Origin of the sequence: Paracoccus panacisoli (assembly GCF_042435015.1) — a bacterium.
Classification (GTDB): Bacteria; Pseudomonadota; Alphaproteobacteria; order Rhodobacterales; family Rhodobacteraceae; genus Paracoccus; species Paracoccus panacisoli.
In genome coordinates, this window is the sequence record NZ_JBHMQU010000023.1 from 88,365 (window position 1) to 102,324 (window position 13,960).

Below are 13,960 nucleotides of genomic sequence, written 5' to 3' on the forward strand. Positions count from 1 at the left end.
ATGCTCTTCCGCAGCTGCCCCCTGCACGGCCACCCGTGCTGTCCTGATTCTACTGCCTGCCCGATCGGGTGGTGGAACGCTGTTAGCCGCCCAGTTGACTATGCTGGACCGACTGCGGGTTGGGACCGGTAAGCCGCCCTTCCCGTTCCGCGATGCGCTTTCCTGACTGCTCGAAGGCCCGTCGGTCAAGGAAATCCGCTGACTACATATCATACCTCCCATGAGATCATACCTCCCCTGCGCGGCGACCGCAGGGTATCGGCCTTGGCTTTCGCCGGCGGCCCGGAGGGGATGACCAGCCGCGCCGGCACCGGGCGGGCAGAGAAAGCGGCGCTTGCGGCGGCGGCGGCGGGGGATGCCCTGCGCTCGCGGGTTCGGGGGCGGGCCGTCCCGCGCGACCCGCGGCTGTTCCAGCGGCCGCGCGGGCCGGTCTGACGCGGCGAGCGGGCGCGTGCGTCGGCTTTGTGAGCCGGCGAATGGGCTGGCCGTCTGCCGTCGCGCGCAGGATTGCGCGGGTTGGCCGCAACCCCTCTGACCGCATGACGCGAAACCCACCGCTATTCCCCTCACAATCACCTTGTCCGTGAGCCGAATACGCCCCACAATCCCCTCATGGAAATCTGGGAAACCCCCGCCTGGCCCCGCTTCACCCACGATCCCGCCCGGACCGAGGGGCCGCTGGCGGCGTTCTCCGCGCGGCTCGGGGCGATGTCCGGGCTGCACGAGGCGCTCTCGGCCGACGAGCGGCGCGAGGCGTTCCTGCGCGCCGTCACGCATGAGGCCGTCTCGTCCTTCGCCATCGAGGGCGCCACGCTGCCCGCCGCCCAGATCGAGGCCTCGGTCGTGGCCTCGCTGGCGCATCGCGGGCGCGAGCCGCAGCGGCGCAGCGATGCCATCGCCACGCTCATGCTCGAGGCGCGGGCGGGGCAGGGGGTGCTGGACGCGCCGACCCTCTTCCACTGGCACCGGCTGCTCTTTCACGGCACCGAGGTCGAGGACAAGGGCCGCTGGCGCAGCTTCGCCATGGTGATCGCAAGGACCGCCGCGGCCGGGCGCGACGAGGTGCTGTACCGCGCGCCCCCCGCCGCACAGGTGCCCGCGATGATGGAGGATTTCCTCACCGCGCTGCCCCGCGACACCCGTCCGCTGCCGATCCGCGCGGCGCTGGCGCATCTGTGGTTCGAATCGATCCACCCCTTCTCGGACGGCAACGGCCGGCTGGGCCGCGCCATCGTCGAGCACGTCTTCGCCCGCGGCGGCCAGGGTGGGGTCGGCGCGGGGCGCGGGAAGTCGCCTTCTCGGCTTCCTGTCCGACGCTGTGGTCCGCGGCGCCACCGAGGCGTTGCGCTGGCTCAACCTGGACGGCTTGGCAGGCCGCCCTATCGAGGAAATCTTTCTCGGCTTGGCCGACTACGTCTGCCCTGACGGAGGCTCGATCGACGAAGGTATCGCTCGCGAAGCTTTCATTGAGACGATCGCCGATCTCGCTGGTGCGGGCATCACGGATCTGGACGGCCTCACCGCTGAGCATATGCAGACCGTCTTCGAACTCTACGCTACGAACGCCATCGAAGCGCGACTGTGCAATGACATCGGCGCACGAGCGGTGACGCTGCCCAGCGACAGCCGGGAAGCCGCGCGGGTACAGGCGCAACTCAATGATTTCATCCGGCGGGGTGTCGCCGATGCCCTCACGACCGTCAGAGCTGCCGCTGCCGTGCTGACGCCGGACCGCGTGCTCGCCTTCGTCGGACGCATATAAGAGCAGGCGTTCGGCACTCTACAGGTCATGGGCGGTGCGGAGTCAGAGGGCGCATGAGACGACACTTTATCGCCGGCCGTTACGGCCCAGAAGATCGCAGCCGAATGCCGCTTGGCGACGGCGAGGAGGAAACCCGCCTCGACCTCGTCGTCGGTGAGCGCTCGCTCGATCACGGCATCGGACGTGCGCTAACCGATTTGTCCCGCCTCGGCGTCTTCCCCTCGGAGACAGGCGTCGACCTCCTCGTGCTGGCGCCGCATGTTCACGCTGCGGACACCCGCGTTTCGCGTGACAGTGAGTCTCAAGACGGTTGGACCCGCGAGTTGCGGATCATCGTCCCGGTGGCTGAACCCGATCGTTGGCAGGCGGCTGCGCCGATCTTCGTGCAACTGCTCAATTTCCTGACGAGCGACTACTGGTCTTTGGGGTTTCGGGCGCGGCCTCGACGTTTCGCGAACGTGGCGCCGACACCGCCAGCGAGACCTATAGCCGCTCCGTTCGACGACCTCGCTCTCTTCTCGGGTGGTCTCGACAGCCTAATCGGCGCCATTGATGCCGTTGAGGGAGGACGCACGGCCAAAATGAGTGAGACATCGACGATCAGCGGCGTGGTCTTTCATTCCAAGGCGCATGTTTGCTCGGCCAAAGGCTCTTTCCCGCTACAAAACGCCACCGGAAACAACTTGAAGAACGTCAATGTCGATGTGCCGATGGGAGTCCTGACCGTTGTAACCGGCGTCGCCGGGTCTGGAAAAATCTCGCTTATCAGTGGGGCTATACCGATCTTGCGCTTCTCGATCCGATCAAAACAGTTTGTGAGACTTAACACATCGCTTGAGCGCTATATAAAGCAGGTGGCCGCGAGGTGAGTGGTGTTCATGGGGCGATAGCTTTTATCGAAGCCCAAATTCGCCGACCAATGCAATCCCCGAGTTAGATCTGCGCATCGCATCCAACTCGTTGGAGCATCACACAGTCGCGAACGCGCCAGCGATTAAATGACGGTCTTGGCCGCGGTGCCTGTTAATCTTGGCGGTGCGCATAGTCGTTGAGGCGCTGCATGCACTTTGGGGAAGATACGGCGCCGCGCGGCCCTGACTGGCCGCCTTAAGCCGAAAGCAGCGGATCGAAACCTCTGTCACCGTCGACGCGTTCGAACCAGCCCTTTTACTACAAAGGACAAATATCGACCCCAAAGGCAAAAGCCTCAGGAATCAATATCGGGTGTGGATTGCAGAGGTATTTGTCCTTTGTGAAGTCTATAAATCAATCACTTGCGCCGATGATCCATCGCTTGTCTTGATCTAATCAATCGATTGATTTAGATCACTGCTTATGATGACGGAGCACCCCACCCGCCGCGACCTGCTCGATGCCGCCCTGCGCCTGTTCGCGCGCGACGGCTACGATGCCGCCTCGACCCGCGCGATTGCGGCGGAAGCCGAGACCAACATCTCGTCGATCGCCTATCATTTCGGCGGGAAAGAAGGGCTGCGGCTCGCGTGCGCCGATGCCGTGGCCCAGGCGATCGGGCAGGTGGCGCGGGCGCTGCCGGCGGGCCCTGCGGCGCTGGACCGGCTGGCCGCGCGCCGCATCCTGCGCCGGCTGGTTCGGCGGATCGTGACATTCCTGACTGTGACGCCGGCGGCCTCGGGCATCGTCGGCTTTCTGCTGCGCGAACTGGCACAGCCGAACAGCCCGGTGCTGGACCGGCTTTACGACACGCTCGTCGCCCCGCGCCACGCGGCTCTCTGCCGTCTGTGGGCAGCAGCGACAGGGGCCGCACCGGATAGCGAGGATACACGCCTTGCCGTGTTCGCGCTCATCGGCCAGGCGGCGTATTTCCGCCTGGCCGCGCCCATCGTGCAGCGTAGGATGGGCTGGGACGGCTATGCGCGGCGGGAGGCGCGGGCGATCTCGCGCCGCCTGATCGTCAATCTGGACGCGATGCTGGGGGCGGCGGATGGCTGACGCCCTGTGCAGCCTGCCGCTGATCGCGGCCTTGTTGGCGCGTTGCGCGCCGCCGCCGCCGCTGGCCACCGGCTATGTCGACGGGGAGTATGTGCAGGCGGCTCCCCTGGCCACCGCACGGATTGCCGAGGTCATGGTGCGGCGCGGCGATGTGCTGCGTGCCGGGCAGGTGCTGGCGCGAATGGACACGGCCGATGCGCAGGGCAGGCTGGACGGGGCCGAGGCGCGGTTGCTGCGGGCGCAGTCCGAGCTGGCCGACCTGAGCCAAGGCAGCCGTCCCGAGGAGTTGGCCGCGCTGGAGGCCGCCGTGACCGCCGCAAGGACAGCGGCCGAGCAGGCCAGGGACGACGCCGCGCGCGAAGAAAGGCTCAGCGCGCGGGGCGTGTCGTCGCGGTCGCAAAGCGAAACGCTGCGTTCCGCGGCGGATGTCGCCTCGGCGCAACTGGCCCAGGCCGAGGCGCGGCTTGCCGCCGCCCGCCTGCCCGCCCGCGCCGACCGCATCGCCGCCGCCCGCGCCGCCGTGGCTGAGGCCGAGGCCGCCCGCGACACTGCCCGCTGGCAGCTCGATCAGCGCAGCATCCGCGCCGACGCGCCGGGGGTTGTCTCCGACAACATTCGCGAGCCCGGCGAGATCGCCGGCCCCGCCGCTCCGGTCGTGTCCTGGCTGCCGGATGGCGCCGTCCGGCTGCGGGTCTATGTGCCGGAACCCGCGCTGTCCTCGGTCTCGGTCGGCACGCGGCTGGCGGTGTCCTGCGACGGCTGCGCCCCGCAGACCGCCCGGGTCACCTGGATCGCCGACATGGCCGAGTTCACGCCGCCCGTCATCTATTCCCGCGAGTCGCGCCAAAAGCTGGTGTACATGGTCGAGGCCGCACCCGAGGCGCCGTCCACCCTGAAGCCCGGGCAGATCGTCGAGGTTCGGACCGCGCCATGACCGCCGCACCTGCCGCCATCCTAGTCGAGGGTCTGACCAAGTCCTTCAACGGAAAGCGAGTGGTAGACGATGTCAGCCTGACCGTGGCAACCGGCGAGATCGCGGGCTTTCTCGGGCCCAACGGCTCGGGCAAGACGACCTGCATCCGCATGATGTGCGGGCTGCTCACGCCCGATGCGGGGCGTAGGCGGGTGCTGGGCCTCGACCTGATGCGCCAGCAGCGGCAGATCAGGTTGCAGGTCGGCTACATGACGCAGAGATTCTCGTTCTACGAGGATCTGTCGATCGAACAGAACCTCGCCTTCGTCGCTGGCCTTTACCGGCTGCCGCGTCAGGCGGTCGCCGATACGCTGGCTGATCTGGGGCTGACCTCGCGCAGGCAGCAGCTCGCGGGATCGCTGTCGGGCGGTTGGAAACAGCGGCTGGCCCTGGCCGCCTGCATCATGCACCGGCCGCGCCTGCTTATGCTCGACGAACCCACCGCGGGCGTGGACCCTAAGGCCCGCCGCGCCTTCTGGGACGAGATCCACGACCGCGCGGCCAGTGGCATCACGGTGCTGGTCTCCACGCATTACATGGACGAGGCCGAGCGCTGCCACCGGATCAACTACATCGCCTATGGCCGGCTCGTAACCAGTGGCACGGTGGCCGAAGTGATCGCCGACGCTGGCCTCGCCACCCGCACGGTCGAGACCGACCGCCCCGGGGCGCTGGCCGCCGCGCTGCGCCGCGCGCCGGGCGTGGCGCAGGTCGAGCCGTTTGGAACTGAGCTGCATGTCACCGGTCCCGATCCGGCAGCGCTCGACGCGGCGATCGCCGCCGCCGGGGCGAAAGGCGTTCCGGCCGACACAAGCCTCGAGGACGTGTTCATCCGGCTGATGGACCAGTCGCAGGACAATGTCGCATGATCCCGTCGCCCACTCGCGTCGCGGCGCTGCTTCGCAAGGAGTTCATCCAGATGCGCCGCGACCGCGTCACCTTCGCGATGACGCTTGCCGTGCCGATCATGCAGCTGCTGCTGTTCGGCTTCGCCATCAACACCGACCCCAAGCAGATGCCTGCCGCGCTGGTCGCGCCGGCCGGCGACCGCTTTGCGCGCGCGATGGTCACGGCGCTCGAAAATACAGGCTATTACCGCTTTATCGCGCCCGACCTCACGGCGGCCGAAGCCGAACGGATGCTGACCGACGGCCGCGTGTCCTTCGTCGTGACGCTGGCGCCGGACTTCGGCGCCGACCTGCTGCGCGGCGAGCGGGCGCAGCTGCTGATCGAGGCCGACGCGACCGACCCTGCCGCCGCCTCGGGGGCGATCTCGACCCTGCAGACGGTCGCCGCCGGTGCGCTGACACGCGAGCTTGGCCCCGCGCCGCCCGTGACGGGCCCCGAAATCGTGGTCCATCGCCGCTATAACCCCGAGGGCCTGACCCAGTTCAACATCGTTCCGGGTCTGCTGGGGATCATTCTGCAAATGACCATGGTGATGATGACGGCGATGGCCCTGACCCGCGAGATCGAGCGCGGCACGATGGAGAACCTGCTAGCGATGCCCGCCACCCCGGCAGAAATCATGATCGGCAAGGTCACGCCCTTCCTGGCGGTCGGCGCGGTGCAGGTGGCGGTGATCCTGCTGGCCGCGCGGGCGATCTTTGCCGTGCCGTTTGTCGGATCGCCGTGCCTGCTGTTCGCCGGGGTGTTCCTGTTCGTGCTTGCGCTGGTGCTGCTGGGCTATCTGATCTCCACCGTGTCGCGCACGCAGATGCAGGCGATGCAGCTGTCGATCTTTGCCTTCCTGCCCTCGATCCTGCTGTCGGGGTTCATGTTCCCGTTCCGCGGAATGCCGCATTGGGCACGGGCCATCGGGGAGGCGCTGCCGGTCACGCATTTCCTGCGGTTGGCGCGAGGGGTGATGCTGAAGGGCGCCGCCCCCGCCGATGTCGCGGCGCAGTTCGGCGCATTGGCGATCATCGTCGCGGTGCTGACCGGCTTGGCGCTGGCGCGGTTTAAGCGGACGCTGGATTGAGGTTGCTGAAGACCGAGGGTAGGAGTGTTCGGTAGCGTTACGAGCATGAACGCTTCGATGTCAGCGAGGCGCATCTCGTGCTGCTCGGTCAGTTGAACGACCAGCCGCGCGATGTTTGGGTCGCGTGGCGCGTAAAACGGCCAATCATCCAGTTCGTGGCTGTCCGGGTGGTTGCTTCTCAACGCTGCCCTCCGCTCTCAGTGGCCTTGTCCGCTCCGTCAGCAGCTTGGCTGCGCATTTGGTCGCAAGATATTCTGCCAAGGAGGTGTCCCCTTTATTAACTTGAGTCGCCAGCCGCAGGCATAGTTGCTGTTCGGTTTGGCGTTCACTTCGGCTTCCGCCTGAAGGCAAAACGATCGCCAAGGTCCAGACCGCAGCCGCCAACGGAACCAAGATTTCCGTTCTCATATTTTGGATACGTCGCTCTTTCTCAGGGCTTCGATGGTCGTCGCGATACGGCGCCACGGGTAAATCGGTCTTGTTCCGTGAGGGGCTTTAATGGGCGGATGGCCTGCAACCCGAAGCCGACTGGCGACAAAGTGGCTGGCAAGCTCAAGCTGGCGCGCAATGACGCCTGCCGTTCCATATTCGGCTTCAAACTGCATTACAGAGCCGATCGTGACATACTCGCGCGTGACCCTGGAGACGGAGGCCCACGTTTGCGCCGGCCACGCGGTCGCGGTCGGCAAGACCGATGGCTGCCTGCAATGCCATATCGAGCGCACCGGTGTGCCGGATCTGACGGTGGTCGAGTGGCCAGCCGGCGCCGATCCCACTTTGGAAGAGCCGGCCTGCGGCGCGCATTATCAGCCTTATGGACCGGTCGAACTCGCCTTCGTCACCGCGATGATCTCGGAGGTGGCGCTCGACTGCCTGTTGGATCCGCCGAAAGCCTCCTTCAGTCGGGTCGGCATCGCAGCACCGCGTCGCCTCGAAGCGCTCGGTGGGCAGCTGACGCGCGGCTGGCGGTCTGAGTTTGGTGTAGGCAACGGCGGTTCTCGCACCGTTAATCGTCCCTGGACCGCAGCAGCCTGTGCGGCCTGTGGGCCCGATCGGCTCGACGAAGCGGTTTAAGCGCGTACGACGTTAGACACTGATGATCGTGCACCGGATAGATTGTGGGACAGCCGATGCCGATTGGGCCGCTCGTAGCTCGGACATTGGGGCGAACGTCCGGCTTGGGCCGACTGGCGCATGGTGCGCCGGTAAAGAAAGTTGATCAAAGGTCGATCCCCTTCAACAGCGACAACGCGTCGTCGATGTCGACACCGAGGTACTGCGCCGTGCTGTCCATCTTCGGATGCCTCAGCAGCAGCTGGACCGCGCGCAGGATGCCGATTTCCTTGTAGATCTGGGCAACCTTGGTCTGTCACATGGACTGCGTGCAGTAGGTGCTAGACTCTAAGCCGAGTGTTGATACGCACCCCCGGACGATCCGGGCATACTGCCGAGTGGAGAGATGCGGGCTGCCGTGGATCCGCCTGGGCCATAGTAGCTCCAGACCGTTCATCTCCGGGTCAGATATCCAGCGCTCAAGGACACCCTCACGGCTTCGGTGATCTCGAACCGAACCGGCTTGCCGGTCTTGCTCTGGATCTACTCCTCATTCAAAAGTAGTCGGCGAACGTCCCTTTCACGTCGCGCAAAGGACTCCCTCCCTTGTTGGCGAAGAAGATTCAATTTCTTCAGATCATGCTCGAACATATCCGTCGCCATTTCTGGCTTGTCGAAGGTATCGTTAATACGAACTGTCGGCACGTTCGCGTAGAGCAACCGCCTGAGCTGATCCATCGAAGAAGTGTTCACCTCGAGCGTTTTTTGAAGCAGTTGAACCGGCAGGAAGCTGTTGATCTGCCGTGCAATGAAGCCTCGCTTAGGTTCGGGGTACTGGCCGCATCCCAAGGACAGAAGGCGACAGTTCTTAGGGGCGTGACCCAGGGCCACTGTCGCATCTGAAAGCGCGTAAAGTGCCGGATTATTCGCACAATAGCCGCCGTCGAACAGTTCGACAACATCTCCGGAGGCCGTTTCCAATGACTTAATCTCAAAAAAAGGATAGGCTGAGCATGACGCCTCAATTGCATCTGCGAGTTTGCAACCGAAACCTGGAACGAACGTGGCCCTTCGCCCGTGCGCTTGGGTTTCCTTGCTTTTAAAAATCATCGGCATCTCGAGTTGCCACTTAGTTGACACAATACCCAGACCGGTAAGCACTGTATCGAAACCAGCGTCACCGAAGACCGTGACGCCAGTCTCACGAAGTTTTGCCGTTTTTGCTGCCTTTCCGGAAGCTCGCATAATCGGAGGGACATACTTCTTATATAAATCATGGATTTCAGCGACGGAATGCCCAATCGCCAACAAAGTCGCAATTATAGATCCCGTACTGGTGCCAAAAATCAAGTCAAAGTGCTGATGCAGCCTTTTACCAACTGCGGCTTCGACTTCATGAAGGATGCCCAGTGTATAAAATCCTTTTGCTCCGCCGCCGTCCAACGAAAGAATCTTGAATATTTCTTTATTCAAAACGGCCTCATTCTTTGTGTCGAATACAGCTTTGCGATCAAATCACAAAGTTCGCGATCATTCGCCCATCTTTGTAAATAGAAAGCGGGCCGTCTTCTGAAACTTTCAGTGCGACCCCGTAATATGAAGCTGCCTGGGCTGCTTGGGTCCTCCCGCCACCCTCGTAGCTAATTTTATGTTTGACCGAAAGGTCAAGTATATCTCCGGTTGACACCAGCCGCCCGTGCGGGTCGAGAGTTGTCAATCCGTCAGACGTCAAAATTCCGAACGCAGAACCATTCGCCACGATGTCAACAATCGACCTGTTTTGGTTAACTTTGAGTATATGTGAACTGACGGCACTATTATCGATTTTTCCAACATAGTTTGGCATTCTTTCACCGCTGAGGACCAAAACCAAGGTGCCAATCCGCAAATTAGAGCAAACTAGGAGCGCGGATTTTAACGACTTGATGCCTTCCTGCAATAAGGAAGTCTCATCTCTTAGAAACTTTAATATTATGTCGAGGTCGATAATTCGCCAGGTCAGCTTATCCCATCGGTATAGCGCCTTCCCTTTGGCGTATATAAGGACATCCGCATTACGGCCCACAAAGGCGCAGTACATTCGGCCTGTGCTAGTTTCAGAGATTCCATCTATGTGCTCAAAGAGCGCTCGATTATAAAGAGAGTACTTTCCAGGGTCTTGCACGGTAGCGATGCCGTGAATTCTTCTGTTATTATCAATAACATAAAACGAATTTCTGCCATCAACATAGCGGTGAGAAATGGTGCTCTGGAAAAATCCCGGCTCAAGGAAAAAATCGTCGTCAAAGCGCTCAACACGAAAACCCGCTGCCTCAATTTGCTCGAAGTACTGATGAGGCGCACGAAAGAACAGGAAGCCAGAGTGGCATTTGGCGCCTTCATAACTCGTCAGAGCGAGTCTTTGCAGCTCATCTATCACTACAGCATTCGTAAAGATATTGCTTGACACGCTACCGGTAAGACTGTGTGCAATGATCATGTTTCCTAGACTGTAGCCCGTCGCCAGCCTATTGATATTGTTCCCGAGGTAAGAGTTTTCCGGCGCGCGCAGAGATTGGGCAGTACCGATTAACCCCGGTGAAATTTTCCTGAAGGAGCTGAACGGCTGCCATTCTCGCTTTGATATCCGTGGATTCTCGCGGTTAACTTCGAGAGCGGCGTACTCGTTGTTCTCGAGAAACCAGATAACAAATCCCGTCTCCTTTATCCGAAAAGAACCGCTATGACGGCTTTCCGATTGATGTGCGCCATTAGGAAACCGAGCAACAAAGTCCTCGTGGTTGCTAAAGAAATGCCATGTAGTGCTTACGCCTGATAGCAGGCCTTGAACGACACGTTCGATGGTAGTGTGGCGATGGTTATGTGCCGGCATTTTATAGAGGTCTCCGGAAGCTTGTTCACACTAACCATATCTGCAGGCGGTAGCCTTATCATCTTAAATCGCTCTGCTGGGGTATCAAGCTAGGACAACTGAGGTGGCTGTCGTACAGCCAGTGTTCGGAACGGGTAAGCCACCCCCTAGTTATTGCGTGCGCGGCGAATGCCTAGTTTAGCGGAGCTGCACTGCGGCGGTCTGCAACGCGGTGGAGGTCCGCTCTGGGCCGAAAGCGGCCGCCGGGAACCTTCTTCAAATTCACAGCAAAAAGGTCAGCCTCACTGTCCCAAAGGACAGATATCGTCCCAAAAGGTCAGATATTACTGGAATCAACAAACGGGAAAAATGGTCGGAGCGAGAGGATTCGAACCTCCGACCCCCTGCTCCCGAAGCAGGTGCGCTACCAGGCTGCGCTACGCTCCGACCGTGACGGGGCAGGTAGCGGGTGGCGGGGGGGAATGCAAGCGGTTAGCGGCGCGAGGCCGGGGAAAAATCGTGGTGCCGGGGTCAGGGGGCGCGGGGCGGAAGAAGCGCGTCGTGACCCGAGGCCGCCCGACCCTGCGCCGAGGCGTCAACGTCAGACGTTGGCCCGCCCGGCGACCCGGCGGGCACCCCCGGGAGGTTGACCCACCCGGCCGAACGACCGCGCGGCCCCCCGAAAGCTGACCCGCCCGGCGCAATCACCGGGCGGGTGCGTCGTCGTCAGGCGGCGGCCAGCGCCGCCACGATCCGGTCGCCCATCTCGGCGGTCGAGACGGGGGTGCCGCCCTCAGGCCCCATCAGGTCGGCGGTGCGCACGCCATCGGCCAGCACCTTCTCGACCGCGGCCTCGAGCGCGTCGGCGGCGGCGCCCTCGTTGAAGGAATAGCGCAGCGCCATGGCAAAGCTCAGGATGCAGGCGATGGGGTTGGCCTTGCCCTGCCCGGCGATGTCGGGGGCCGAGCCGTGCACCGGCTCGTACATCGCCTTGGGCCGGCCGTTCTCCATCGGCGCGCCGAGCGACGCCGAGGGCAGCATCCCGAGGCTGCCGGTCAGCATCGCGGCCGCGTCCGACAGGATGTCGCCGAACAGGTTGTCGGTCACGATCACGTCGAACTGCTGCGGGCGGCGGACCAGCTGCATGGCCCCGTTGTCGGCGTACATGTGCGTCAGCTCGACGTCGGGGTATTCGTTGTCGTGGACCCACTGCACCTCTTCGCGCCAGAGGATGCCCGATTCCATGACGTTGGCCTTTTCCATCGAGCAGACCCGGTTCGCGCGCTTGCGGGCCAGCTCGAAGGCGGCGCGGGCGACGCGGCGGATCTCTCCGCTGGTGTAGCGCTGGGTGTTGATGCCGACGCGGCCGCCCTCGTTGTCGGCGTTGTCATGGGCGTGGATGCCGCGCGGCTCGCCGAAATAGACGCCCGAGGTCAGCTCGCGCACGATCAGGATGTCGAGACCTGCGACGATCTCGCGCTTGAGGCTGCTGAAATCGGCCAGCGCGTCGAAGCACTGGGCCGGGCGCAGGTTGGCGAACAGGTCCATCTCCTTGCGCAGGCGCAACAGGCCGCGCTCGGGCTTGACCGAGAAATCGAGGTTGTCATAGGCCGGCCCGCCCACGGCGCCCAGCAGCACGGCATCGACCGACTGGGCCTTGTCCATCGTCGCGTCGGCCAGCGGCACGCCGTGCTTGTCATAGGCAGCGCCGCCGACCAGATCCTCGGACACCTCGAAGCGCATCCCGCGGTTGGCCTGGAACCAGTCGATGACCTTGCGGACCTCGGCCATGACCTCGGGGCCGATGCCGTCGCCGGGCAGGATGAGCAGGGAATAGGGCTTGGATGCGCTGGTGGACGGGGTGGGGGACATGGGGCCTCCGGGGCTGGCGGATTGGGGGTGTCGGATGTCGGACCTCGCGTAGCCGTGCCCCGACGCTGGGTCAAGTTCACGGCCATTTGGCTTGCGGTCCGTCGGCCCATGGGACGGTATGGCGGCGCCACGAGGGCGGTCAGCCGCCCGTCCCCATCACCCCCGACGACGCGTCCGCGACCCCGGACGCCGCAGACCGCCACGCGCCGCACGACCGGCACGAGCCAAGGAGACCCGACCATGAAACCCACGCACGCCGCCCTGATCGCGATGCTGCTCATGTCGGGGCCCGCGCTGGCCGATGGCGGGGTCAGCGTGCCGCTGCCCGACACCTCGGGGATGCCGGCGGCCGAGGCGAAGGCGCTGATGTCCGAGCTGGCGCAGGTGAACGTCATCACCTCGAACTGCCCGGCCTACGCGCTCGACGACGAGGACTGGACGCTGATCACCGGGACCGGCGACCAGCTGGCCGCGCAGCTCGGGCTGGATGCGGCGGCCTATGACAAGCAGGTCTACGGCCCGGCGTTCAAGCTGCTGGACGACCCGCAGGCCTGCGACCGGATCGGCCCGACCGCAGCGCCGCTGGTCGCGCGGCTCAAGGGCATGGGCGCGGGCGGGGCGGCGGCGAGCCAGTAGGCCCGACGCGCGGCCCGGCCGCTCAGCCCATCCCGCGGCTGCCGTCCGGGCCCCACTTGGCGTGGTCCACGCGCCAGGACCAGACCGCGACCGCCACCCACATCCCGTTGTAGAGCAACCCGGCGATCAGCACCGCAACGCCGGGGATCGGGCCGATCGCTGCCCGTCCGATCAGGTCGTGAATGTCCTGCGCCGGAAACGGGTGGATGGCGATCTTGCCCCAGTAGGCGGTGGACTGGATGGCGAGGATCCAGATGAAGTTGCGCCTGAGCCGCCGCCCCAGCGCCTGCGCCATGCTGATGTGGTGGACCGGCTCCTCGTAATCCGCCGCCAGCACGTCGCGCCAGCCGGGATCGACGTGATCGCCGCGCAGCATCGGCGCATAGAGGTGCTTCTCGATCCAGCGCGCCCGCGCCCGCCAGACGTTGAAATAGCGGTAGCGGCGCGCCTCGAACACGAGGAACACCAGCAGCAGCATCCCCACCACCAGGAGCGGCAGGGCCGAGGCCGACGGGCTCGAGAAGGTCGAGGTCAGCGCCACGCCCATCATCACAATCGACCAGTTCGTCGTGTTGTCGAGGCGGGTGCGCCAGACCGTCGAGCGATAGACCTCGCCGCGGTAGAGATGCGCGATGGCGCCGAGCTGCGCCGAGTCGAACTCGGTCAGCCGGGTGGCGAGCGGCGGGGCGACGGCCACCGCCGGGGACGCCGCGGGCAGGTCCTGGTCGAGCGGGTGGGCCGCGCCGTCCGCCGGCGGCGGGTGGGCCGGCTCATCGGGCGGCAGCGCGGCCGAGGGGGCGCAGTCGGAAAGGTCGGGCGGCTCGGCCGGGGCCGCGACCGGCGCCCCCGGCCCCTCGCGCG

General features: G+C 64.2%; 12 protein-coding genes, 1 tRNA gene and 1 pseudogene. 9 read left to right on the plus strand and 5 right to left on the minus strand.

All coding sequences use genetic code 11. The features are described 5' to 3' along the window. Window positions 1-612: 612 nt before the first annotated feature. The 8 genes and pseudogenes from ACFHYO_RS06195 to ACFHYO_RS06230 form a co-directional block, all read left to right on the plus strand. Window positions 613-1,227: pseudogene (locus ACFHYO_RS06195) on the plus strand (Fic family protein); the annotation flags it as partial. Between the two features lie 37 nt (window positions 1,228-1,264). Next, window positions 1,265-1,762 carry a Qat anti-phage system associated protein QatB gene (gene qatB, locus ACFHYO_RS06200; RefSeq protein WP_394319108.1) on the plus strand — a complete coding sequence of 166 codons (498 nt, stop codon included), beginning with the start codon at window positions 1,265-1,267 and terminating at the stop codon, window positions 1,760-1,762. A 53-nt stretch (window positions 1,763-1,815) separates the two neighbouring features. Beyond that, window positions 1,816-2,631, plus strand: coding sequence for a hypothetical protein (locus tag ACFHYO_RS06205; RefSeq protein WP_394319110.1), 816 nt, complete (start codon window positions 1,816-1,818; stop codon window positions 2,629-2,631). A gap of 469 nt (window positions 2,632-3,100) precedes the next feature. Further along, window positions 3,101-3,733: a CerR family C-terminal domain-containing protein gene (locus ACFHYO_RS06210; protein ID WP_394319112.1), complete on the plus strand. Its 633-nt coding sequence runs from the start codon at window positions 3,101-3,103 to the stop codon at window positions 3,731-3,733. Then, window positions 3,726-4,667, plus strand: a complete 942-nt coding sequence (locus ACFHYO_RS06215) for an HlyD family secretion protein (RefSeq protein ID WP_394319114.1) — start codon at window positions 3,726-3,728, stop codon at window positions 4,665-4,667. Before ACFHYO_RS06210 ends, ACFHYO_RS06215 begins: the two co-directional genes overlap by 8 nt. Next, window positions 4,664-5,575, plus strand: coding sequence for an ABC transporter ATP-binding protein (locus ACFHYO_RS06220; protein ID WP_394319116.1), 912 nt, complete (start codon window positions 4,664-4,666; stop codon window positions 5,573-5,575). The genes ACFHYO_RS06215 and ACFHYO_RS06220 overlap by 4 nt, the downstream gene beginning before the upstream one ends. Next, complete coding sequence (locus tag ACFHYO_RS06225; RefSeq protein WP_394319118.1) at window positions 5,572-6,687, plus strand: ABC transporter permease; 1,116 nt, start codon at window positions 5,572-5,574, stop codon at window positions 6,685-6,687. The genes ACFHYO_RS06220 and ACFHYO_RS06225 overlap by 4 nt, the downstream gene beginning before the upstream one ends. A gap of 633 nt (window positions 6,688-7,320) precedes the next feature. Then, complete coding sequence (locus tag ACFHYO_RS06230; RefSeq protein ID WP_394319120.1) at window positions 7,321-7,761, plus strand: hypothetical protein; 441 nt, start codon at window positions 7,321-7,323, stop codon at window positions 7,759-7,761. Window positions 7,762-8,283: 522 nt separating this feature from the next. Here ACFHYO_RS06230 and ACFHYO_RS06235 read toward each other — a convergent pair. The 4 genes from ACFHYO_RS06235 to leuB form a co-directional block, all read right to left on the minus strand. After that, window positions 8,284-9,213 (minus strand): anti-phage phospholipase, encoded by a 930-nt coding sequence (locus ACFHYO_RS06235; RefSeq protein ID WP_394319122.1) that lies wholly within the window; start codon window positions 9,211-9,213, stop codon window positions 8,284-8,286. Between the two features lie 37 nt (window positions 9,214-9,250). Then, complete coding sequence (locus ACFHYO_RS06240; protein WP_394319124.1) at window positions 9,251-10,612, minus strand: hypothetical protein; 1,362 nt, start codon at window positions 10,610-10,612, stop codon at window positions 9,251-9,253. A 349-nt stretch (window positions 10,613-10,961) separates the two neighbouring features. Then, window positions 10,962-11,038: transfer RNA gene (locus ACFHYO_RS06245), tRNA-Pro, on the minus strand. A 279-nt stretch (window positions 11,039-11,317) separates the two neighbouring features. Continuing rightward, window positions 11,318-12,463 carry a 3-isopropylmalate dehydrogenase gene (gene leuB, locus ACFHYO_RS06250; RefSeq protein WP_394319126.1) on the minus strand — a complete coding sequence of 382 codons (1,146 nt, stop codon included), beginning with the start codon at window positions 12,461-12,463 and terminating at the stop codon, window positions 11,318-11,320. A gap of 240 nt (window positions 12,464-12,703) precedes the next feature. On the opposite strand from leuB, the gene ACFHYO_RS06255 reads away from it, so the two are divergent. After that, window positions 12,704-13,099, plus strand: a complete 396-nt coding sequence (locus ACFHYO_RS06255) for a hypothetical protein (RefSeq protein WP_036735876.1) — start codon at window positions 12,704-12,706, stop codon at window positions 13,097-13,099. 22 nt (window positions 13,100-13,121) lie between these two features. Here ACFHYO_RS06255 and ACFHYO_RS06260 read toward each other — a convergent pair. After that, window positions 13,122-13,960: DUF2270 domain-containing protein (locus ACFHYO_RS06260; RefSeq protein WP_394319128.1), on the minus strand; the 839-nt coding region annotated here is incomplete at its 5' end.

Coding starts and splice junctions, on each gene's coding strand:
- ACFHYO_RS06225 (WP_394319118.1), top strand. CDS start 5,572: ATGATCCCGTCGCCCACTCGCGTCGCGGCGCTGCTTCGCAAGGAGTTC.
- ACFHYO_RS06215 (WP_394319114.1), top strand. CDS start 3,726: ATGGCTGACGCCCTGTGCAGCCTGCCGCTGATCGCGGCCTTGTTGGCG.
- leuB (WP_394319126.1), bottom strand. CDS start 12,463: ATGTCCCCCACCCCGTCCACCAGCGCATCCAAGCCCTATTCCCTGCTC.
- ACFHYO_RS06255 (WP_036735876.1), top strand. CDS start 12,704: ATGAAACCCACGCACGCCGCCCTGATCGCGATGCTGCTCATGTCGGGG.
- ACFHYO_RS06205 (WP_394319110.1), top strand. CDS start 1,816: ATGAGACGACACTTTATCGCCGGCCGTTACGGCCCAGAAGATCGCAGC.
- ACFHYO_RS06210 (WP_394319112.1), top strand. CDS start 3,101: ATGACGGAGCACCCCACCCGCCGCGACCTGCTCGATGCCGCCCTGCGC.
- ACFHYO_RS06220 (WP_394319116.1), top strand. CDS start 4,664: ATGACCGCCGCACCTGCCGCCATCCTAGTCGAGGGTCTGACCAAGTCC.
- ACFHYO_RS06240 (WP_394319124.1), bottom strand. CDS start 10,612: ATGCCGGCACATAACCATCGCCACACTACCATCGAACGTGTCGTTCAA.